This is a genomic window from Kluyvera fluvialis, assembly GCF_059725275.1.
On the sequence record NZ_AP046142.1, the window covers coordinates 3,415,170 to 3,437,807 of the forward strand.

The window sequence follows — 22,638 nt, forward strand, 5'->3', positions numbered from 1 at the left end:
TTACACCAATTATTACTTTGCCCATGCCTGATGGCGCAGGTTCGTAGGCCGGATAAGGCATCGCCGCCATCCGGCAACCAGCGGCACAACGCCTGATGGCGCTACGCTTATCAGGCCTACACCGGTTTGTTCGCCAACATTTTCCGCTGGCGCGGGTTTGTAGGCCGGATAAGGCAACGCCGCCATCCGGCAACCAGCGGCACAACGCCTGATGGCGCTACGCTTATCAGGCCTACACAGGTTTGTTCACCAACATTTTCCGCTGGCGCAGGTTTGTAGGCCGGATAAGGCATCGCCGCCATCCGGCAACCAGCGGCTCAATGCCTGATGGCGCTACGCTTATCAGGCCTACACCGGTTTGTTCGCCAACATTTTCCGCTGGCGCGGGTTTGTAGGCCGGATATAAAAAAACCGCCCCTGAGAAGGGGCGGTTAATGTTATTTATTTACGGTGACTTGATTAATAAAAGTCACAGGCGGCTTCTTCAGCCTGCTCCATCCATACCGGTTTATCGCTGGTTTTAGACCAAACGCGGTGCAGATAGCTATAAAAACGGGCGCGATCTTTCCAGAACAGCATGACCGGCAATGCCGCAATGCCCGCCACTACGACGAAAGCACGGCGCATTAACACAACGTGTGCAGGATATTTCTTATACAGGTCCATATTCTCTCCCCTAAGTTGGCCGGCAATACTCGCCGGAAAATGAAATTCAGTAATCAGGCTAAAAGAGTACCGCTTTTTGTGTAATTTTACTACTCATCCGACCACTTTTTTTGGCCTTGTCGTGCCTTTGTTTACTCTCATTACGTAATTTAGTTACTCAGTTGTTAAATTAATACTAACCATTAGTTAAATTATGGTCTTAGCCATTTTTATATTTTTTTTACACCCTGACCCGCGATTTTTGCGAAATCTTTGCACCTGAAAACCTACGCTTAGCGCAATAACTCAACCCGTTGGAGGTGGATTGTGACTACAGGCGTAATAACCGGCGTGGTGCTGGTATTCCTGTTACTGGCGTATCTGGTTTATGCCCTTTTAAAGGCGGAGGCGCTCTAATGGCTGCTCAGGGATTTTTACTCGTCGCCAGCTTTCTGCTGGTGCTGTTTATCGTTGCCCGACCGCTCGGAAAAATGCTGGCGGTGATGATCGACAACGCGCCGCTGCCGGGCCTCGCCCGCACTGAAAAGGTGCTGTGGCGGGTGTTGGGAATTTCCGGGCAAGAGATGAGTTGGGGGCGTTATGTTATCGCCATTCTGCTGCTTAACCTGTGCGGCTTGCTGGCGCTGTTCGCACTGCTGATGCTGCAAGGCTATCTGCCGCTTAACCCGCAAAATTATCCAGGGCTGTCCTGGGATCTGGCGCTAAATACCGCCGTCAGTTTCGTCAGCAATACCAACTGGCAATCCTACGGTGGCGAAACCACGTTGAGCTATTTAAGCCAGATGGCGGGGCTGACGGTGCAGAACTTCCTGTCTGCCGCCACCGGTATTGCCGTGCTGTTTGCCTTAGTGCGAGCCTTTGCGCGCCATAGCGTTTCTACGCTCGGTAACGCATGGGTGGATATCACCCGCATTACGCTGTGGCTGCTGCTGCCTATTTCATTATTACTGGCGCTGTTTTTTATCCAGCAAGGTACGCTGCAAAACCTGCTGCCGTACCAGCCGTTTACCACTCTTGAAGGGGCACACCAGTTGCTGCCAATGGGGCCGGTTGCCTCGCAGGAAGCCATCAAAATGCTCGGCACTAACGGCGGTGGCTTCTTTAATGCTAACTCATCGCACCCGTTCGAAAACCCGACGGCGCTGACCAACTTCGTGCAAATGCTGGCGATTTTCCTCATCCCCGCCGCGCTGTGCTTTGCCTTTGGTGAAGCGGTTGGCGATAACCGCCAGGGGCGCGCCATTCTGTGGGCGATGACTCTGATTTTTGTGGTCTGCGTTGCGGTGGTGATGTGGGCTGAAACTCGTGGGAATCCGCACCTGCTGGCGTTTGGCGCAGATAGCAGCATCAATATGGAAGGCAAAGAGAGCCGCTTCGGCATTCTCGCCAGCAGCCTGTATGCGGTAGTGACGACAGCGGCGTCCTGCGGTGCGGTTAACGCCATGCATGACTCCTTTACTGCGTTGGGCGGCATGATCCCGCTGTGGCTGATGCAAATTGGCGAAGTGGTCTTCGGCGGCGTCGGCTCCGGCCTGTACGGCATGTTGTTATTCGTCATGCTGGCGGTGTTTATCGCCGGGCTGATGATAGGCCGCACACCAGAATATCTTGGCAAGAAAATTGATGTGCCGGAGATGAAAATGACCGCGCTGGCCATCCTCGTAACACCGACGCTGGTGCTGCTCGGCACGGCTCTGGCGATGATGACCGACGCCGGGCGCAGCGCGATGGCCAACCCAGGCTCGCACGGTTTTAGCGAAGTGCTGTACGCCGTATCGTCAGCCGCCAACAACAACGGTAGCGCCTTTGCTGGCCTTAGCGCCAATACCCCATTCTGGAACTGCCTGCTGGCGGCGTGCATGTTCCTGGGCCGCTTTGGCGTCATCATCCCGGTGATGGCTATTGCCGGTTCACTGGTCACGAAAAAAACTCAGCCCGCCACAACCGGTACGCTGGCCACCCATGATGCGCTGTTTATCGGCCTGCTGATTGGTACGGTGCTGCTGGTTGGCGCCCTGACCTTTATTCCCGCACTGGCGATTGGCCCTGTTGCGGAACATCTTTCCCTGTTTTGAGTGATGCGGAGCTATTGGTTATGAGTCGCAAACAACTGGCGCTGTTCGAACCGTCTTTGGTTCGCCAGGCGCTGATCGACGCCGTGAAGAAACTCAGCCCGATGATTCAATGGCGCAACCCAGTGATGTTTATCGTCTGGATTGGCAGCCTGCTCACCAGCGGCCTGGCTGTCGCGATGGCAACGGGTCATCTGCCCGGCAATGCCGGGTTTAGCGGGGCAATTGCCCTGTGGCTGTGGTTTACCGTGCTGTTCGCCAACTTTGCTGAAGCAATGGCGGAAGGCCGCAGCAAAGCGCAGGCCAACAGCCTGAAAGGCGTGAAGAAAACGGCGTTTGCCCGCAAGCTGCGGGAAGCCCGCTACGGCGCGGAAATGGATCACGTCCCCGCCGATGAGCTGCGCAAAGGTGACGTGGTGCTGGTAGAAGCCGGTGACATCATCCCCTGCGACGGTGAAGTGATTGAAGGCGGTGCTTCCGTTGATGAAAGCGCGATCACCGGCGAATCCGCACCGGTTATCCGTGAGTCCGGCGGGGATTTCGCCTCAGTCACCGGCGGCACTCGCATTCTCTCTGACTGGCTGGTGGTGCGCTGTAGCGTAAACCCCGGCGAAACATTCCTCGACCGGATGATTGCGATGGTCGAAGGCGCGCAGAGACGCAAAACGCCGAACGAAATCGCCCTGACGATTTTGCTGGTCGCGCTGACTATCGTGTTCCTGCTGGCAACCGCCACTCTCTGGCCGTTTTCTGCCTGGAGCGGCGCGCCGATTAGCGTCACCGTGCTGGTTGCCCTGCTGGTGTGCCTGATTCCAACCACTATCGGCGGCCTGCTGTCGGCAATTGGTGTGGCCGGGATGAGCCGCATGTTGGGGGCAAACGTCATTGCCACCAGCGGCCGCGCGGTAGAAGCGGCGGGTGACGTTGACGTGTTGTTGCTGGACAAAACCGGCACCATCACGCTGGGTAACCGCCAGGCATCGCAGTTTTTACCCGCTCAGGGCGTGGATGAGAAAACGCTGGCCGATGCCGCGCAACTGTCATCCTTAGCCGATGAAACGCCGGAAGGCCGCAGCATCGTGGTGCTGGCGAAACAGCGCTTTAACCTGCGCGAGCGCGATGTACAGGCGCTGCACGCCACCTTTGTACCGTTTACCGCCCAAAGCCGAATGAGCGGGATTAACATCGACAACCGGATGATCCGCAAAGGTTCTGTCGACGCGATCCGTCGCCACATTGAGAGTAACGGTGGACGCTTCCCACTCGACGTAGAGCAAAAAGTCGAAAGCGTGGCGAGCCTCGGCGCGACTCCGCTGGTAGTGGCTGAAGGTGCGCGTGTGCTGGGTGTTATCGCCCTGAAAGATATCGTCAAAGGGGGGATTAAAGAGCGTTTTGCCCAGTTGCGTAAAATGGGTATCAAAACGGTGATGATCACTGGCGACAACCGTTTGACCGCCGCTGCGATTGCCGCCGAAGCGGGCGTTGATGACTTTCTGGCCGAAGCCACGCCTGAGGCCAAACTGGCGCTAATTCGCCAGTATCAGTCTGAAGGCCGGATGGTGGCAATGACCGGTGACGGCACTAACGACGCCCCGGCGCTGGCGCAGGCCGACGTCGCCGTCGCGATGAACTCCGGTACGCAAGCGGCGAAAGAAGCGGGCAACATGGTGGATTTGGACTCAAACCCGACCAAACTGATTGAAGTGGTGCACATCGGTAAACAGATGCTGATGACCCGTGGTTCGTTAACCACCTTCAGTATCGCCAATGACGTCGCGAAGTATTTCGCCATTATTCCTGCGGCCTTTGCCGCCAGTTGGCCGCAGTTGGGTGTGCTGAACATTATGCATTTGCACTCACCAGACTCGGCCATTTTGAGCGCGGTCATTTTCAATGCGCTGATTATTGTGTTCCTGCTGCCGCTGGCGCTGAAGGGCGTGAGCTATCGTCCGCTGTCGGCGTCAGCCATGCTGCGCCGCAACCTGTGGATTTACGGTGCAGGTGGCCTGGTCGTGCCGTTTATCGGCATTAAAGTTATCGATCTGCTGTTAACCCTGTTCGGCCTGGTGTGAGGTAAAAACGATGTCTGCATTACGTCCTGCAATAGTGATTTTTGTATTTCTGGCGCTGATTACCGGTGGGCTTTATCCGCTGTTGACGACCGCGCTGGGGCAATGGCTGTTTCACCGACAGGCGACTGGCTCGCTGCTCATTGAAAACCACGAAATTCGCGGATCGTCGCTGATCGGGCAGAACTTTACCGATCCCGGTTACTTCCAGGGCCGTCCTTCCGCCACAGCGGAGGTCGCGGATAACCCGATGGCTTCCGGCGGTAGCAATCTGGCCGCCAGCAATCCGGCGCTGGATAAACAGTTTAGCGACCGCATCGCCGCACTGCGAGCCGCTAACCCAGACGCCAGCCGCGAAGTGCCGGTCGAACTGGTCACCGCTTCCGCCAGCGGTTTAGACCCTAACCTGACACCTGCCGCAGCGCTGTGGCAAGTGCCGCGCATCGCCAAAGCGCGCCACCTTTCCGCTGACTGGCTGGTGCTACAGGTTCAGGCGGCAACGCGCACGCCGTTACTCGGCTTTCTCGGCCAACCTGTGGTAAATATTACTGAGCTGAATATGGCGCTGGATGCCCACAAGGATAACTAACCATGACCGATGAGCCGCTGCGTCCGAACCCGGATCGCCTGTTGGAACAAACCGCTGATGCGCACCGTGGCAAGCTGAAGATTTTCTTCGGTGCCTGCGCTGGAGTAGGCAAAACCTGGGCGATGCTGGCAGAGGCGCAGCGCCTGCGTTCACAAGGGTTAGACGTGCTGGCCGGCGTGGTGGAAACCCACGGCCGCAAAGAGACAGCGGCCATGCTCCACGGCTTGAGCGTGTTACCGCCAAAACGCACCGCCTACCGGGGGCGCTATGTGCAAGAATTCGACCTTGATGCCGCCCTCGCCCGCCGTCCGGCGCTGGTATTAATGGATGAACTGGCGCACAGCAATGCGCCCGGTTCACGCCACCCCAAACGCTGGCAGGATATTGATGAGCTGCTGGACGCGGGGATTGACGTTTTTACCACCGTTAACGTCCAGCACCTTGAAAGCCTCAACGATATTGTCAGCGGCGTAACCGGAATTCAGGTGCGTGAAACCGTGCCCGATCCTTTTTTTGATGCCGCCGATGAAGTGGTGCTGGTAGACCTGCCGCCGGACGATCTACGCCAGCGTTTAAACGAAGGCAAAGTGTATCTTGCAGGCCAGGCCGAACGGGCCATTGAGAACTTTTTCCGCAAGGGCAATCTGATTGCGCTGCGTGAGCTGGCGCTGCGTCGCACGGCCGATCGCGTGGATGACCAGATGCGCGCCTGGCGCGATGCTCAGGGACAGGAAAAAGTCTGGCATACCCACGACGCCATACTGCTGTGTATCGGACACCATAGCGGCAGTGAAAAACTGGTGCGCACCGCCGCACGTCTGGCGGCACGGTTGGGGAGTGCCTGGCACGCGGTGTATGTCGAAACCCCTACGTTGCACCGCCTGCCGGAGCCACAGCGGCGCGCGGTGTTAAATGCGCTGCGCTTAGCGCAAGAACTGGGCGCAGAAACGGCGACGCTTTCCGAGCCATCGGAAGAAGCGGCGGTCATTCGTTATGCCCGCGAACACAACCTCGGCAAAATTGTGATTGGCCGCCAGCAAAAGCGCCGCTGGTGGCGCGGCGAGCGCTTTGGTGACCGCCTCTCCCGCCATGCGCCAGAGCTGGATTTACTGGTCGTCGGCGTTGATGAAACCCCTATAGCGCTGCCGGAACGGCCTCACGATAGACGCCCTTTTATCGACAAATGGCGGGTGCAAATTCGCGGTTGTCTGGTGGCGCTGGGGCTGTGCGCCGCGATTACCTTTATTGCTGCTCAATGGCTGGTCGCGTTCGAAGCCGCTAACCTGGTGATGCTCTATCTGCTGGGTGTGGTGGTGGTCGCGTTGCGCTATGGTCGCTGGCCGTCGGTGCTGGCGACGGTGATTAACGTAGTCAGCTTCGATTTGGTGTTCGTCGCCCCGCGCGGCACACTGGCGGTGTCTGACGTGCAATATCTGCTGACTTTCGGCGTCATGCTCACCGTCGGGCTGGTGATTGGTAACCTTACCGCCGGAGTGCGCTATCAGGCGCGAGTGGCGCGTTATCGCGAACAACGCACTCGCCACCTGTATGAAATGTCGAAAGCGCTGGCGGTGGGCCGTAACGCTCATGATATCGCCCTGACCTGCGAACAATATATTCGCTCAACTTTCCATGCCCGCAGCCAGGTACTGCTGCCGGATGAGCACGGCAAGCTGACCTCGCAGACGCATCAGGATGGGATGACGCCGTGGGATGAGGCCATCGCCCACTGGAGTTTTGATAAAGGGCAACCTGCCGGGGCGGGCACTGATACGCTACCGGGTGTGCCGTATCTGCTGTTGCCGCTGCGCAGTGCCGATAAAACTCACGGCCTGGTGGTGGTTGAGCCGAATAACCTGCGCCAACTGATGGTTCCTGAACAGCAACGATTACTGGAAACATTCACCCTGCTGGTTGCCAGCGCGCTGGAGCGTCTGGCGCTGACCGCCAGCGAAGAACAGTCGCGGTTAATCAGCGAACGCGAAAGCCTGCGCAACTCGCTGCTGGCGGCGCTGTCCCATGACTTGCGCACACCGCTAACCGTGCTGTTTGGACAGGCGGAAATTCTGACATTAGATTTAGCCAGCAGCGGATCGCCGTATGCGCCGCAGGCTAACGAGATTCGCCAGCACGTGCTCAACACCACTCGACTGGTCAACAATCTGCTGGATATGGCGCGCATTCAGTCCGGCGGCTTTAACCTTAATAAAGAGTGGTTAACGCTTGAAGAGGTGGTTGGCAGCGCGCTACGTATGCTAGAGCCGGGTTTAAGCGGGCGGCAAATTACGCTCTCCCTGCCCGACCCGCTGATGCTGGTACATCTTGATGGCCCGCTGTTTGAACGGGTGCTGATAAACCTGCTGGAAAACGCAGTGAAATACGCAGGCGATGAGGCCGCTATCGGGATCAGCGCCAGCACAGAACACAATACGTTATGTCTTGAGGTGTGGGATAACGGACCGGGTATTCCGAACGGGCAGGAACAGCATATTTTCGCCAAATTTTCCCGTGGGCATAAAGAGTCGGCAGTTCCCGGCGTAGGGTTGGGGCTGGCGATTTGCCAGGCCATTGTCGATGTCCACGGCGGCACGCTTTCTGCCAGCAACCGCCCACAGGGCGGCGCCTGTTTTCGTGTTACACTTCCGTTAGAGAAACCACCAGAACTTGAAGAAGGACAAGAGGATTTGTGACCAGCGTTCTGATTATTGAAGATGAACAGGCGATTCGTCGTTTTCTGCGCACCGCGCTGGAAGCCGAAGCGTTGCGCGTTTTTGATGCCCCTACGCTACAGCGTGGCTTGTTAGAAGCCGCCACCCGCAAACCGGATCTGGTGATTCTTGACCTTGGCTTACCCGATGGCGATGGCCTCGATTTTATTCGCGATTTCCGCCAGTGGAGCCAGGTGCCGATTATCGTGCTGTCTGCTCGCAGCGAGGAGAGCGATAAAATTGCGGCGCTGGACGCCGGAGCCGATGACTATCTCAGCAAGCCATTTGGTATCGGCGAGCTACAGGCGCGTTTGCGCGTAGCACTACGCCGTCACGCCGGGACACAGCCCAATGAGCCGGTTATCACCTTTGCCGACATCAGCGTTGACCTTGCCGCTCGGCGTATCGTGCGCGGCGGCGAAGAAGTTCATCTCACCCCCATCGAGTTTCGTCTGCTGGCAGTTTTGTTGAACAACGCCGGTAAGGTACTCACCCAGCGCCAACTGCTGAGCCAGGTTTGGGGGCCGAATGCGGTGGAGCATAGTCACTATTTACGCATTTATATGGGGCATCTTCGCCAGAAATTAGAAAAAGACCCCGCGCGCCCGCAGCATTTATTAACCGAAACCGGTATTGGCTATCGTTTTATGCTTTGAATATTTATTCATATTATTTGCTCTTTTTATTTATCTTATATAAGATTCAACGCAAGGCATATAAAATATCTAATTGATGTGAGATGTGACTTTTAAAACCAACATTTAAACAATTATTTTACAATGCAAAAACAATTCAGCATTTCATCTTGTAATAACCCCGGTCAATAACTGATTATTTTATAAATAATCTCCAGTTATTGATCCCCCTCACAGTTTTCCATCTATCCGGGGATAAAATGACTTCGCTTTAGAATATTTCTCTGAGGTATACGAAATGGAAAACAATAACCGAATGATGCCCCATATTCGACGGACAACTCATATTATGATGTTTGCCCATCGTAATAGTTTCGACTTTCACTTCTTTAACGCCCGATAAGTCTCCCGACTTCGGGCGCCCCGCAGCTATCTCTTGCTAAAACAGGCTTTTGCCTGCTGCCAGCGCTCACCCTGACAAACCCATTGCGACCGGCCACCGGACTGGTTGGGTTTGCGACATCCTGAAAAAAGTAATTTCCTGATTTTATTGTCAGCGGGATCCTATTGCTTTTTTTCCGGCATTATCAATTTCTCCATTGAGAAATTGAGGGACTACTATTATCAAAAATTAAAGAGATGAAAAAATGTCTGAATTAAAAATTGCCGTAAGTAGCACTTGCCCGGACTGTTTTACTACGCAACGTAATACTATTAATACCAGCGACACCCGCTTTATTGATGTTGCTGCCGCCGTATTATCCATCGAGGATGTAGAATGTGGGAAACTCGATGAAATAGATGCGACGGGTTATAACCTGCCAGTGTTTATTGCTATTAATAAAGATCAAACCGTTCCTTCTGAATATCTTTCACGTATTCAGGGGGTATTTGAACACGACGAAACCCGTAATGATTTTTATGGTCGTCAGTTAGAAACCGCCGCACACCGCTATGAAGTGCAACTGCGTCCACCGTTCTTCAGTGCGTTAGTTGACTATGTTGCTCAAGGCAACAGCGCGTTTGACTGCCCAGGGCATCAGGGCGGTGAGTTCTTCCGCCGCCATCCTGCGGGTAACCAATTTGTTGAATACTTTGGCGAGACGCTTTTCCGTTCCGACCTGTGTAACGCCGACGTCGCGATGGGCGACCTGCTGATTCACGAAGGCGCTCCCTGCATTGCCCAGCAGCACGCAGCCAAAGTATTTAACGCCGATAAAACCTACTTCGTACTGAACGGGACATCCTCTTCCAACAAAGTGGTGCTTAACGCGCTGTTAACCCCAGGGGATCTGGTACTGTTCGACCGTAACAACCACAAATCTAACCACCACGGTGCGCTGTTGCAGGCAGGGGCAACGCCGGTTTATCTGGAAACCGCACGTAACCCGTACGGCTTCATCGGTGGTATCGATGCTCACTGTTTCGAAGAGAGCTATCTGCGTGAACTGGTGGCGGAAGTTGCGCCAAACCGCGCACATAATACTCGTCCATTCCGTTTGGCGGTCATTCAGTTAGGGACTTACGACGGTACAATTTATAACGCTCGTCAGGTGGTGGATAAAATTGGTCACCTGTGCGATTACATCCTGTTCGACTCCGCGTGGGTTGGCTACGAACAGTTTATTCCGATGATGGCTGACTGCTCGCCGCTGCTGCTTGAACTGAACGAAAATGACCCAGGTATTCTGGTGACTCAGTCAGTGCATAAACAGCAAGCAGGTTTCTCTCAGACTTCGCAGATTCACAAAAAAGATAGCCATATCAAAGGCCAGCAGCGTTATGTTCCACATAAACGCCTCAACAATGCCTTTATGATGCACGCCTCCACCAGCCCGTTCTATCCGCTGTTTGCCGCTCTGGATATCAACGCCAAAATGCATGAAGGCCAGGCGGGTCGTAACATGTGGATGGACTGCGTTTCTAACGGTATCGAAGCCCGTAAGCTGATTCTTGAAAACTGTCACCACATTCGTCCGTTCGTACCAGAACAGATCGACGGTAAACCTTGGCAGTCCTGGCCAACCGAGCAAATCGCCAATGACCTGCGCTTCTTCCACTTCGTTCCAGGCGAACGCTGGCACGGCTTTGAAGGTTATGCAGAGCATCAATACTTTGTTGACCCATGCAAACTGCTGCTGACCACCCCAGGGATTGACGGTAACGGGGAGTACGACACCTTTGGTGTTCCGGCAACCATTCTGGCGAACTTCCTGCGTGAGCACGGCGTTGTCCCAGAAAAATGCGACCTGAACTCTATTCTGTTCCTGCTGACCCCAGCCGAAGATATGGCCAAACTGCAACAACTGGTTGCCCTGCTGGCGCGTTTCGAAACCCTGCTGGAAGCCGATGCACCTCTGCAAGACGTTCTGCCTTCACTGTACAGCCAGCATCAGGATCGTTATGCCGGTTATACCCTGCGTCAACTATGCCAGGAAATGCATGACCTGTACGCACGTCATAACGTGAAACAGTTGCAGAAAGAGATGTTCCGTAAAGCGCACTTCCCACGCGTCAGCATGAACCCACAGGAAGCTAACTACGCCTATCTGCGCGGCGAAGTTGAACTGGTTCCGCTGTCACAGACTGAGGGTCGTATCGCCGCCGAAGGTGCTCTGCCATATCCTCCAGGAGTTCTGTGTGTTGTTCCTGGGGAAATCTGGGGCGACTCCGTACTGCGTTACTTCACCGCGCTGGAAGAAGGTATCAACCTGCTGCCGGGCTTTGCGCCAGAGCTGCAAGGGGTTTACATCCAGGAAAATAATGGTCGCAAAGAGGTGTGGTGCTATGTGATTAACTCTCAGCAGCCGCAACCTGCGCTGCTGAAAGGGGAGAAATTATGAGCAAAACCAATAAAATGGGTGTTGTTCAGCTCACCATCTTGACGATAGTGAACATGATGGGCTCCGGCATCATCATGCTGCCTACCAAGTTGGCTGAAGTCGGCACCATTTCCATCATATCCTGGTTGGTCACCGCCGTCGGTTCGATGGCGCTGGCCTGGGCCTTTGCGAAATGCGGGATGTTCAGCAAGAAATCCGGCGGCATGGGCGGCTACGCCGAGTATGCCTTTGGTAAGTCTGGCAACTTTATGGCCAACTATACCTACGGGGTTTCTCTGCTGATTGCTAACGTCGCTATCGCTATTTCCGCCGTCGGCTACGGCACCGAATTATTCGGTGCTGCCCTTAGCCCGGTGCAGATCGGTATCGCAACCATCTGTGTGCTGTGGATTTGTACGGTCGCTAACTTCGGTGGTGCGCGCATTACCGGGCAAATCAGTAGCATCACGGTGTGGGGGGTTATTATTCCGGTCGTTGGCCTGTGCGTTATCGGCTGGTTCTGGTTCAGCCCAACCATGTACGCAGAGTCCTGGAACCCGCATAATGCACCGTTCTTTACTGCGGTAGGTTCTTCTATCGCCATGACGTTGTGGGCATTCCTCGGTCTGGAATCTGCCTGTGCTAACGCCGATGTGGTAGAAAATCCAGAACGTAACGTGCCAATCGCCGTACTCGGCGGGACGCTGGGGGCGGCGGTGATTTATATCGTCTCCACCAACGTGATTGCCGGGATTGTGCCAAACATGGATCTGGCAAACTCTACCGCGCCGTTCGGTCTTGCCTTTGCGCATATGTTCACGCCGACAGTCGGTAAAGTCATCATGGCGCTGATGGTGATGTCTTGCTGCGGTTCACTGCTCGGTTGGCAGTTCACCATTGCTCAGGTGTTTAAATCTTCGGCGGATGAAGGTTACTTCCCGAAAATTTTCTCCCGCGTGAGCAAGGCTGACGCTCCGGTGCAGGGTATGTTGGTGATTGTTGTCATTCAAACCGGCCTGTCATTAATGACGATTAGCCCGTCGCTGAACAGCCAGTTCAACGTGCTGGTTAACCTGGCGGTGGTGACCAACATTATCCCATACATCCTGTCGATGGCAGCGCTGGTTATTATTCAGAAAATGGCGAATGTACCAGGGAATAAAGCGACACCGACCAATGTGGTGGCCTTTATTGGTGCGATGTACAGCTTCTATGCGCTGTACTCCTCCGGTGAAGAAGCGATGTTGTACGGTTCCATCGTGACCTTCCTCGGTTGGACACTGTATGGCCTGGTATCTCCACGCTTCGAACTGAAAAATAAACACAGTTAATACCTACCTTTGCGGGTTGCTGGCAACGGCAACCCGATTTTTATTCTCCCCTTCTTAAGATAACCATCATGAGCAATCCAGAGCGGGTCGTGACGGACCCAGACGCGATCCTCGCGATTATGAATACCCACCAGGTTTGCCGCATTGCACTTAATGACGAGGTTAGCCCGTACATCGTGCCGGTGAATTTTGGCTATGAGTATCAGGATGGGCATTGGACGCTCTATTTCCACGGCGCGCGCACCGGCAAAAAGATGCGCTTGCTGCGAAAGAATCCAGCGATTAGCGTTGAGATAGACGGCGACCATCGCCTGCTTCCGGCAGACGATGCCTGCGACTATAGCTACGCTTACAGCAGTATTATCGCCAGTGGGCAAGCCTCTATTTTGCAGGAGCGTGAAGCCATGCAGCACGGGCTGGACGTGATTATGCGCCAGGCTGTACCAGGAAAAATATTTAGCTATAGCGAAGAGATGATGAAGGCGGTTTGCGTCGTGCGTATCGACTGTAAAACGCTAACCTGCCGTCAAAATCGGGCGATGTAAAAAAAGGAGCCGAAAGGCTCCTTTTTTATGGGTTGGTATTGCCTGATGGCGCTTTGCTTATCAGGCTTACCGTATCAACTCAGGCATTTTTCAGCACTTCGCTGACAATCTCTACGGCTTCTTTCTCAATCTGCTGACGATGTTCAGCACCGAGGAAACTTTCACAGTAGATTTTGTAGGCGTCTTCCGTGCCGGACGGACGCGCTGCAAACCAGCCGTTGTCGGTCATCACTTTCAGGCCGCCAATCGATGCGCCGTTACCCGGAGCCGCCGTCAGACGTGCGGTGATCGGATCACCTGCCAGCGTGCTAGCACTGACCATTTCAGGAGACAGCTTCGACAATGCCGCTTTCTGTGCGGAAGTAGCGCTAGCCTGCAAACGGTTGTAGCTTGGCGCACCAAAGCGCGCAGCCAGTTCGTTGTAGTGCTCTTGCGGGTTCTTACCGGTCACGGCCGTAATTTCTGCCGCCAACAGGCACATGATGATACCGTCTTTATCCGTTGACCACGGCGTGCCGTCGAAACGCAGGAAAGATGCCCCCGCGCTCTCTTCGCCGCCGAAACCGAAGCTGCCGTCAAACAGACCGTCAACGAACCATTTAAAGCCCACCGGCACTTCTACCAGCTTGCGGCCCAGATCGTTAACCACGCGGTCAATCATTGCTGAAGAGACCAGCGTTTTACCCACGGCAACCTCTTTGCCCCACTGCGGACGATGCTGGAACAGGTAGTTGATAGCCACCGCCAGATAGTGGTTCGGGTTCATCAGCCCTGCCGGAGTGACGATACCGTGACGGTCGTAATCCGGGTCGTTCGCAAAGGCCAGGTCAAACTTATCACGCAGCGCCAGCAGACCCGCCATCGCGCACTCAGAGGAGCAGTCCATACGGATTGCGCCATCTTTATCAAGGTGCATAAAGCGGAAAGTCTGGTCAACGTGATCGTTAACGATGGTCAGGTTCAGGTTGTAATGCGTTGCGATGCGTTTCCAGTATTCGATACCGGAACCGCCCAGCGGATCAACGCCCAGCGTCAGCCCTGCTTTCTGGATAGCCGCCATATCGACGATATCCGCCAGCCCTTCGATAAACGGCTGGACTAAATCGTGTTCTTTCACATGACCGGAAGCCAGTGCTTCAGCCAGGGAAAGGCGTTTAACGCCTTGCAGACCCGCCGCCAGCAGCGCGTTTGCGCGGTCTTCTACCACTTTGGTAACGTTGGTATCTGCCGGGCCACCATTTGGCGGGTTGTATTTGATACCGCCATCTTCCGGCGGGTTATGGGATGGGGTAATCACAATCCCATCAGCCAGCGCGCCGCCTTTTTTGTTGTGCACCAGGATAGCGTTGGAAATCGCCGGCGTCGGCGTGAAGCCATTGTTTTCCTGCACAATGACATCCACACCGTTTGCGGCTAATACTTCAAGAACGGAGATAAACGCGGGTTCAGAGAGCGCATGGGTATCTTTCCCGACGTAACATGGGCCGGTAATGCCATTTTTCGCGCGCTCTTCAGCAATCGCCTGAGCAATCGCTAAAATGTGCTGTTCGTTAAAGCTATGACGACCAGCGCTGCCACGGTGACCGGATGTCCCGAACTTCACCGCATGTTCCGCGTTGCCTACTTCCGGTTGCAGCACATAATACTGCGAGGTCAGTTGAGCGACGTTTATCAAATCACTCTGCTGTGCGGGTTGCCCCGCACGGGTATGGATTGCCATTGCCTTGTCCTTTTATGCAAGGGTTAGATGGTGCCGCAAACCTTTTCAATCAATTCCGCCGGGAATTGCATTGACTGCATGATGTGTTCAACCATGCTGCATTTACGACCCGTATTGGTGTTCGTAATAACCCAGTATGGCGTATCCGGTACCTGTTTTGGTTTTGTCTGGTTACCGTTTTTCAGCAGCGTCTGCTCATCAGCGGCAAAATAGACGCGGGTACGCCCATGGAGGGATTCGGTAGCTTCTGCGAATGCGTTGTTATCCAGAGAGTACAGCGTGGTCAACACCAGCATAAAACGGTTCACCGCTCTTTTTTGCTCTGCGTATTCATCGGAGAGCAGCAGTTCGCGCATGGCACGGACTTTGTCTTTCGTGGTTTTTACCGATTTAACCTCAGCAACGGGGGTAGCAGCTGGCGCGGGAGCGGGTTCTGCTTTGACGACCGGCGCAGCAGCCACTGCCGGCTGTGCGGTGGCGGAGAATTTCAGCATACGCCGTAAAATGTCGGACGCGCTCTCACCGATGTGCAGAGTGTGGGCCGCAATATAGCGATAGAGCTCGTCATCAACTTCGATCGTTTTCATCTTAATCCGGTGCGATAATTTTTTCTGAATACAATTTGCTGGGATTATAAAGTCAAAACCCAACAGCGGGTAGCGCCAAACCAGGAAGACAGCAAAATTCGGATGAGTTCCTCTCTTGCCCCTGAGCGTTAGAATGTCCAACATGATACCCTAACCCGACAACGCGAAAAAAAGAACTTTGCTATGAAATTGAATGTCCGAGCGCAATCTGCACAAAACCTGCACAATAATTCCCCCATCCTTCTTGTCCACGGTCTGTTCGGCAGTCTGGACAACCTCGGGATCCTGGCGCGAGACCTGGTTGCCGACCACGATATCCTTCAGGTTGATATGCGCAACCACGGGCTGTCGCCACGTTCCGATGAAATGAACTACCCCGCGATGGCACAGGATCTTCTCGACACTCTCGACGCCCATCATATTGAGAAAGCCACGGTCATTGGTCACTCGATGGGGGGCAAAGCGGTCATGGCGCTGACGGCGCTAGCGCCAGAACGTATCGACCACCTGGTGGCAATTGATATCGCCCCGGTGGATTATCACGTTCGCCGCCACGATGAGATTTTCGCCGCGATAAATGCGGTTACCCAGGCCGAGGTGGTGACCCGCCATCAGGCCGCCGCCGTGATGCGCGAGCATCTGGCCGAAGAAGGGGTAATTCAATTTCTGCTGAAGTCGTTTGTTGACGGAGCCTGGCGTTTCAATGTGCCGGTGCTGTGGGAGCAATACCCGCATATCGTCGGCTGGCAGACTATCCCGGCCTGGGATCACCCAGCGCTGTTTATTCCCGGCGGCAATTCGCCATATGTCACTGAAGCCTATCGTGCTGACCTGCTGGCGCAATTCCCGCAGGCGAAAGCGCACGTGATTGCCGGTGCGGGCCACTGGGTCCACGCCGAAAAACCGGATGCGGTGCTGCGCGCTATCCGTCGCCACCTCGCAGAGTGATTAAAAATGCATCGACCGCGCACCAGAATGACCGTGGTCGTTGGCGCGCGGGTTCCACTGATGTATGATTGCGCGCTGTCTGCGCTGGGCATTGCCCGGTAGCTTGTTTCCCCGAAGTCACTCAGAACCATGGCAAAAGAACAAACGGACCGTACGACATTAGATTTGTTCGCAAATGAGCGTCGGCCGGGAAGACCCAAAACCAATCCGCTTTCGCGCGATGAACAGCTTCGCATTAATAAGCGCAATCAGTTGAAACGCGACAAAGTGCGCGGCCTGAAGCGCGTAGAGCTGAAGCTGAACAACGATGCCGTTGATGCGCTCAACGAGCTGGCGACTGCCCGTGACATGAGCCGTAGTGAACTTATCGAAGAAATTCTGATGAGCCAACTGGCCCTGCTGCACGGACAGGGGAAAGTCTAAAAAATCCCCCAAAACACACTTTCATGTTGCAGAGTGTGCAGTACGGCACAATAGCTGTTTCCGCACGCTTCTCTGTTCTGCTATTATTGCCCTTATCTGTGGGCAATAAGCCACCACCATATCATTAAGTTTCAAGAGGTTATTTTACTCATGGCAATCGTTGGCATCTTCTTTGGTAGCGACACCGGTAATACCGAAAATATCGCAAAAATGATTCAAAAACAGCTTGGTAAAGATGTCGCTGACGTCCACGACATTGCCAAGAGCAGCAAAGAAGACCTGGCTGCATACGATATCCTGCTGCTGGGCATCCCGACCTGGTACTACGGCGAAGCACAGTGTGACTGGGATGACTTCTTCCCAACGCTGGAAGAGATTGATTTCAATGGCAAACTGGTTGCGCTGTTCGGCTGTGGCGACCAGGAAGATTACGCAGAATACTTCTGCGACGCGCTGGGGACTATTCGCGATATTATCGAACCACGCGGCGCGGCTATCGTTGGTCACTGGCCAACGGCGGGCTACCACTTCGAAGCGTCTAAAGGCCTGGCCGATGACGACCACTTCGTCGGTCTGGCGATTGATGAAGACCGTCAGCCAGAACTGACCGCTGAGCGCGTTGAAAAATGGGTTAAGCAGGTTGCAGAAGAGCTGCACCTCGACGAAATCAAAAACGCCTGATGATAATGAGGTGTGATTATTAAATCACACCTCATTAATAGGTAAAAGCAATCAAAATAATAGATACAATTTTTTAACTTTTTAACACTTACCTGTACAATGTCCTCTGGTTTAGAACTTATCCGATATAGGTTCTGCGCGCAGGTTCATCGCTTAATTTGTCGGTGAAGCCTCGTTTTTGAAAGCTTCGTTTACCCGAATCTTGCTGTTTTCATTTTGATAGGGTCATTCTATAATGAGACGCATTAAACCGGGTGCATTCTCTGTGATACTTTCGCTGATGGAAGTTAATCGTTTAGCAACAGGACAGATTCCGCATGACTGACAATAACACCGCACTAAAGAAGGCTGGCCTGAAAGTCACACTTCCACGGTTGAAAATTCTGGAAGTCCTTCAGGAACCGGATAATCACCATGTCAGCGCGGAAGACTTATACAAACGCCTGATCGACATGGGTGAAGAGATTGGTTTAGCCACGGTTTACCGTGTTCTTAACCAGTTTGATGACGCCGGTATCGTAACGCGCCACAATTTCGAAGGTGGCAAATCTGTTTTCGAACTGACTCAACAGCACCACCATGATCACCTGATCTGCCTCGACTGCGGCAAAGTTATCGAGTTCAGCGATGATTCCATCGAAGCTCGCCAGCGTGAAATCTCGGCGAAGCACGGCATTCGCTTAACCAACCACAGTCTTTATCTTTACGGTCACTGCGCAGAAGGCGATTGCCGTGAAGATGAAAATGCCCACGAAAGTACCGAGAAATAATCTCTCGTCTTCCGTTAAAAGCCAGCCATTGTGTGCTGGCTTTTTTATTTCCTGTTATCGTGCCCCTTCCCTGCCACTGGCACGTCCTGACTTTGTTGCCCGACCAGGCGCGGTAAAATGCCTCGATAACGTGAAGCCATAAAAAAGCCGGAGTCACTCTCGCGGCTCCGGCCTTGAAGAAGAAAAGAGGTTTATTTAACTGGGTTATTACTGCGAATTTCCTGCCAGATTTTATCGCAACGCTTAGCAACCGCTTCGTCGTTACCGGTTTTTCTGGCCTGAATGCACTGTTGGTAATCCAGTACGCGCACACTTTCCTGGCTTGCGAACTGCTCGTGCGCTTTTTCCTGACGCAGCACGTTTAACACGCTCTGGCAGGCTTCAATTTTGTCCGGGTTACCCTGGGCGGTATTGATACAAGCGCTGTAGGCATCTCTCAGCTTGCTGTCTTCTTTCGGGGCTGGTGACTGCGCGCAGGCGGCAAGCCCGGCAGCCATTAAGGCAACAATAATCAGTTTTTTCATACCATGAGCCTCTTCGCTACGGCAGGGGAACCCCCTGCCGTGTCATGCATCAGAAAATAGTGAATGGTGCGATAACCATGAATTTCACGTCACGCTCATCCTGGAAGATGTTGCCGTAACCACCGCCCCAGCTTGGGATGTCAGAGTGGTTGTCGTACTGAGTGAAGTGCAGTTTGAAGAGAGTGCCCTTCGCACGGCCTTCCTGTACGGTGTACATTGCATCCAGGCTGTATGCTGATTCTCTGATGGTGTTGTTTTTGTCGTAGTACGCATCTGGGTTGATCTGCCAGGTTGCTGGCTTCGCATCCCATGCATAGACGTAGGACGCACCCACTGCCCAGCCAGGAAGATCCCAGTTTTTCAGGTCGTACATGCCGCCGAAGAAGACTGCTTTTTCGCCGTTGGCGTTGAAGTCAGAGCGGTTATCCCACCAGATATCCAGACGACCGTTAGACGATGCATAGGTTGGGGTCATACGTTGCAGGAAGTAACCCTGCTGACCATCGGCCTTAACCCAAGTCCCTTCCAGGCGGAAATCGAACACCTCTTTCAGTTTGTAGCCGAAGGTTAACGCTTGCAGCCATGCAGTGCCGTCGTAAATGTCGTTGGTGCTATGGTCGTTAACTTTATCGCGAGTACCGTAGAACTGATAGCTGGTGGTCAGCGGGCCGCCAGGGATATCAAATTTGTAGCTGGCTTTGGCGAAGTACTGGTCAACATAGCCTTCTGCCTGACCAAATGCGGCTTCCAGCACCAGGTCATTTTTGAAATCGTATTTCGCACCGATAGAGTGCAGATAATCAACTTTGGTCTTCTTATCGTTCTGATAGAAGTTGTCCATCTCCAGGTGCCAAGGAGCCTTGTACTCGTTGGTCCACATGTAGGAGAAGCTCAGCGCGCCGTTGTCGCCGTAGTCAAAATTCGCGCCAGCTTCAGCACCCTGATAAGTACCCGGCATAAAGCTCCAGTGCGGAGCTAACAGGGTTTGACCGGTTGGCTGAATATAACCTGCACGTGCCCAGGTTGGGCCGAGTTTGAATTTAGCAGCCGCTTTATACAGGCTGATCCCGCTCTTATCGCCGCTGTAGTCTTCGCTGTAACCTTTGTTTTTGGAAGAGAACGCGATTTCGTTCGGGTGACCACTGCCGTTATCTTCCGCCATTTCGATAGCGGTAAACGCAGCGATATCAAAACCGAACATATCGGCAGCATAGCCAGACTGGAAGTCGAGGTTGGCGTTCCAGGTGGAGTGTGAAAGGTTAGTTTTATATTTATCGTGATCGGTAACATCTTTACGGTCACGCTCACGCTGCCAGTAATAGATGCCGCCGGTTAAGGTTGAATCATCAATGAATCCCGCCGCTTGGGCTTCTGGAGCCATTGCAAAGCCTGACAGTGCTGTCACACCGGCGATAGCCAGCGCCAGCGTACTACGTTTGCCACTAAACGTACGCATAGGTTAATCCTCTTTGACTTTAAAAATGCCGCTGCAAAGCAGAAGCAAAAAAATATGAACTCATAAAAAATAAAATTGTCCTTCACTGCCCACACAGACTATTTTTCGCGACGCGAATTATCAATCCTTTTCCGCAACAAGAGTGCAGGATTATGACAAGGCGCACATAATTGATTTCTATTTGTAACGGAATGCGTTATTAACATTTCTCTATGCCAGCCCTTGTCTGACCTAGATGAAATGTTAATGAGAGCGTTTACACCGTAATTTTGTGACTGAGCACATAAAAGATACGAGTGTGTCGTAGAGGCAGGATATTAAGATTAATTCGCATCGCGAAACTACGAACGGCAGAGTATTAACACGAAAGATAAAAAAACGCCGCATAAGCGGCGTTTTTTTATCAGCGGTATTATTGCGCGGGAATTAACCCACCCAAGTATCACGCAAACCAACGGTGCGGTTAAAGACAAAGTGGTCTGCGGTGCTGTAGCGGCTATCGAGGCAGAAGTAACCCTCACGCTCGAACTGATACGCTTTACCGGCTTCAGCCGCCTTCAGAGAAGGCTCAGCATAACCCTGCTTGATAACCAGTGACTCTGGGTTCATCACAGCAAGGAAGTCTTCTGCTGCGCCTGGGTTAGGCACGCTGAACAGACGGTCGTACAGACGAATTTCAATCGGCAGCGCATGTGCAGCACTTACCCAATGAATCACGCCCTTCACTTTACGGCCATCCGCCGGATCTTTGCTCAGGGTGTCAGCATCGTAGGTACAGAAGATAGTGGTGATATTGCCTTGCGCATCTTTCTCCACACGTTCTGCTTTCACCACATAGGCGTTGCGCAGACGTACTTCTTTGCCCATGACCAGGCGTTTGTACTGTTTGTTCGCTTCTTCACGGAAATCTGCGCGATCGATCCAAATTTCTGCGCTGAATGGCACTTCACGGCTGCCCATTTCCGGTTTGTTCGGATGGTTCGGCATCGTGACCATTTCGCCTTCGCCCTGGTAGTTTTCGATAACCAGTTTTACTGGGTCGATAACCGCCATCGCGCGCGGGGCGTTTTCGTTCAGATCTTCACGGATGCAGGATTCCAGAGAAGCAATTTCAATGGTGTTGTCCTGTTTGGTGACACCGATACGTTTGCAGAACTCACGGATAGCAGCCGCAGTGTAGCCACGGCGACGCAGGCCAGAGATAGTCGGCATACGCGGGTCATCCCAACCTTCTACGTGCTTCTCAGTCACCAGTTGGTTCAGCTTACGCTTGGACATCACGGTGTATTCCAGATTCAGGCGCGAGAATTCGTACTGACGCGGGTGAACCGGGATAGTGATGTTGTCCAGAACCCAGTCGTACAGGCGACGGTTGTCCTGGAATTCCAGCGTACACAGAGAGTGAGTAATGCCTTCCAGCGCATCGCTGATGCAGTGGGTGAAGTCATACATCGGGTAGATGCACCACTTCGTGCCAGTCTGGTGGTGATCGGCAAATTTAATGCGATACAGCACCGGATCGCGCATCACGATAAACGGTGACGCCATGTCGATTTTCGCACGCAGGCAAGCGGTTCCTTCGGCAAAGCCGCCGGTACGCATTTTTTCAAACAGCGCCAGGTTTTCTTCCACGCTGCGATCGCGGTACGGGCTGTTTTTGCCAGGCGCAGTCAGCGTACCGCGATATTCGCGGATCTGTTCTGGCGTCAGTTCATCAACGTAGGCCAGGCCTTTGTTGATAAGCTCAACCGCATACGCATGTAACTGGTCGAAGTAATCAGAAGAGTAGCGAACGTTGCCAGACCAGTGAAAACCTAACCACTCGACGTCGTTTTTAATCGACTCTACGTATTCGATATCTTCTTTTACCGGGTTAGTGTCATCGAAACGCAGGTTGCATTGACCTTGATAGTCTTGCGCAATGCCGAAGTTCAGGCAGATAGATTTCGCATGGCCGATGTGCAGATAGCCATTCGGCTCTGGCGGAAAGCGCGTATGCACCGTGGTGTGCTTACCAGTAGCCAGATCTTCATCGATGATCTGACGAATAAAGTTTGTCGGGCGGGCTTCAGCCTCACTCATCGTGGATTCC

21 protein-coding genes are annotated in these 22,638 nt (G+C 53.5%); 14 read left to right on the forward strand and 7 right to left on the reverse strand.

Going from position 1 to position 22,638, the window contains the following annotated elements; genetic code table 11:
- Nucleotides 1-12 precede the first annotated feature (12 nt).
- Together AC6I4B_RS16110 and AC6I4B_RS16115 are read right to left on the reverse strand one after the other, a co-directional pair.
- A complete protein-coding gene (locus AC6I4B_RS16110; RefSeq protein ID WP_497766505.1) occupies nucleotides 13-186 on the reverse strand; it encodes a hypothetical protein in 174 nt (57 codons plus the stop codon).
- 273 nt (nucleotides 187-459) lie between these two features.
- Entirely contained in the window at nucleotides 460-666 is a 207-nt protein-coding gene (locus AC6I4B_RS16115; protein WP_497766506.1) for a YbfA family protein, read from the reverse strand.
- Nucleotides 667-972: 306 nt separating this feature from the next.
- Between AC6I4B_RS16115 and kdpF the strand changes: the two genes are divergently transcribed.
- From kdpF to AC6I4B_RS16165, 10 genes are all read left to right on the forward strand, one after another.
- Entirely contained in the window at nucleotides 973-1,062 is a 90-nt protein-coding gene (gene kdpF / locus AC6I4B_RS16120) for a K(+)-transporting ATPase subunit F (RefSeq protein WP_349594468.1), read from the forward strand.
- Nucleotides 1,062-2,741, forward strand: a complete 1,680-nt coding sequence (gene kdpA / locus AC6I4B_RS16125) for a potassium-transporting ATPase subunit KdpA (protein WP_497766509.1) — start codon at nucleotides 1,062-1,064, stop codon at nucleotides 2,739-2,741. Before kdpF ends, kdpA begins: the two co-directional genes overlap by 1 nt.
- Nucleotides 2,742-2,761: 20 nt before the next feature.
- Entirely contained in the window at nucleotides 2,762-4,810 is a 2,049-nt protein-coding gene (gene kdpB, locus AC6I4B_RS16130) for a potassium-transporting ATPase subunit KdpB (RefSeq protein ID WP_497766511.1), read from the forward strand.
- A gap of 10 nt (nucleotides 4,811-4,820) precedes the next feature.
- Entirely contained in the window at nucleotides 4,821-5,396 is a 576-nt protein-coding gene (kdpC, locus tag AC6I4B_RS16135; protein ID WP_497766513.1) for a potassium-transporting ATPase subunit KdpC, read from the forward strand.
- Between the two features lie 2 nt (nucleotides 5,397-5,398).
- On the forward strand, nucleotides 5,399-8,086 hold the full coding sequence (gene kdpD, locus AC6I4B_RS16140) for a two-component system sensor histidine kinase KdpD (protein ID WP_497766515.1): 2,688 nt from the start codon (nucleotides 5,399-5,401) through the stop codon (nucleotides 8,084-8,086).
- On the forward strand, nucleotides 8,083-8,760 hold the full coding sequence (gene kdpE, locus AC6I4B_RS16145; protein ID WP_497766517.1) for a two-component system response regulator KdpE: 678 nt from the start codon (nucleotides 8,083-8,085) through the stop codon (nucleotides 8,758-8,760). Before kdpD ends, kdpE begins: the two co-directional genes overlap by 4 nt.
- A 277-nt stretch (nucleotides 8,761-9,037) precedes the next feature.
- Nucleotides 9,038-9,142, forward strand: coding sequence for a leader peptide SpeFL (speFL, locus tag AC6I4B_RS16150; protein WP_006819052.1), 105 nt, complete (start codon nucleotides 9,038-9,040; stop codon nucleotides 9,140-9,142).
- Between the two features lie 244 nt (nucleotides 9,143-9,386).
- Nucleotides 9,387-11,582, forward strand: coding sequence for an ornithine decarboxylase SpeF (speF, locus tag AC6I4B_RS16155; protein ID WP_497766519.1), 2,196 nt, complete (start codon nucleotides 9,387-9,389; stop codon nucleotides 11,580-11,582).
- A complete protein-coding gene (gene potE / locus AC6I4B_RS16160) occupies nucleotides 11,579-12,892 on the forward strand; it encodes a putrescine-ornithine antiporter (protein ID WP_497766521.1) in 1,314 nt (437 codons plus the stop codon). Before speF ends, potE begins: the two co-directional genes overlap by 4 nt.
- Nucleotides 12,893-12,960: 68 nt before the next feature.
- Nucleotides 12,961-13,437 carry a pyridoxamine 5'-phosphate oxidase family protein gene (locus AC6I4B_RS16165; RefSeq protein ID WP_497766523.1) on the forward strand — a complete coding sequence of 159 codons (477 nt, stop codon included), beginning with the start codon at nucleotides 12,961-12,963 and terminating at the stop codon, nucleotides 13,435-13,437.
- A gap of 79 nt (nucleotides 13,438-13,516) precedes the next feature.
- Here the strand turns inward: AC6I4B_RS16165 and pgm are convergent, their stop codons facing one another.
- Both pgm and seqA read right to left on the reverse strand, forming a co-directional pair.
- Nucleotides 13,517-15,157 (reverse strand): phosphoglucomutase (alpha-D-glucose-1,6-bisphosphate-dependent), encoded by a 1,641-nt coding sequence (gene pgm / locus AC6I4B_RS16170; RefSeq protein WP_497766525.1) that lies wholly within the window; start codon nucleotides 15,155-15,157, stop codon nucleotides 13,517-13,519.
- Between the two features lie 23 nt (nucleotides 15,158-15,180).
- Nucleotides 15,181-15,744: a replication initiation negative regulator SeqA gene (seqA, locus tag AC6I4B_RS16175; protein ID WP_497766527.1), complete on the reverse strand. Its 564-nt coding sequence runs from the start codon at nucleotides 15,742-15,744 to the stop codon at nucleotides 15,181-15,183.
- A 183-nt stretch (nucleotides 15,745-15,927) separates the two neighbouring features.
- Here seqA and ybfF point away from each other — a divergent pair, with 183 nt between their 5' ends.
- The 4 genes from ybfF (at nucleotide 15,928) to fur (ending at nucleotide 18,566) form a co-directional block, all read left to right on the forward strand.
- A complete protein-coding gene (gene ybfF / locus AC6I4B_RS16180; protein WP_497766529.1) occupies nucleotides 15,928-16,692 on the forward strand; it encodes an esterase in 765 nt (254 codons plus the stop codon).
- A 129-nt stretch (nucleotides 16,693-16,821) separates the two neighbouring features.
- Nucleotides 16,822-17,115, forward strand: coding sequence for a LexA regulated protein (gene ybfE, locus AC6I4B_RS16185; protein ID WP_497766531.1), 294 nt, complete (start codon nucleotides 16,822-16,824; stop codon nucleotides 17,113-17,115).
- Nucleotides 17,116-17,265: 150 nt separating this feature from the next.
- On the forward strand, nucleotides 17,266-17,796 hold the full coding sequence (gene fldA / locus AC6I4B_RS16190; RefSeq protein ID WP_497766533.1) for a flavodoxin FldA: 531 nt from the start codon (nucleotides 17,266-17,268) through the stop codon (nucleotides 17,794-17,796).
- 317 nt (nucleotides 17,797-18,113) lie between these two features.
- The gene (gene fur / locus AC6I4B_RS16195) at nucleotides 18,114-18,566 is read left to right on the forward strand and encodes a ferric iron uptake transcriptional regulator (RefSeq protein ID WP_497766535.1); all 453 of its coding nucleotides are present in this window, start codon (nucleotides 18,114-18,116) and stop codon (nucleotides 18,564-18,566) included.
- Nucleotides 18,567-18,757: 191 nt separating this feature from the next.
- Here the strand turns inward: fur and AC6I4B_RS16200 are convergent, their stop codons facing one another.
- The 3 genes from AC6I4B_RS16200 to glnS form a co-directional block, all read right to left on the reverse strand.
- Entirely contained in the window at nucleotides 18,758-19,090 is a 333-nt protein-coding gene (locus AC6I4B_RS16200; RefSeq protein ID WP_497766537.1) for a ChiQ/YbfN family lipoprotein, read from the reverse strand.
- A gap of 49 nt (nucleotides 19,091-19,139) precedes the next feature.
- A complete protein-coding gene (chiP, locus tag AC6I4B_RS16205) occupies nucleotides 19,140-20,546 on the reverse strand; it encodes a chitoporin ChiP (RefSeq protein ID WP_497766539.1) in 1,407 nt (468 codons plus the stop codon).
- Between the two features lie 426 nt (nucleotides 20,547-20,972).
- Nucleotides 20,973-22,628: a glutamine--tRNA ligase gene (gene glnS, locus AC6I4B_RS16210; RefSeq protein WP_497766541.1), complete on the reverse strand. Its 1,656-nt coding sequence runs from the start codon at nucleotides 22,626-22,628 to the stop codon at nucleotides 20,973-20,975.
- Nucleotides 22,629-22,638: the final 10 nt, after the last annotated feature.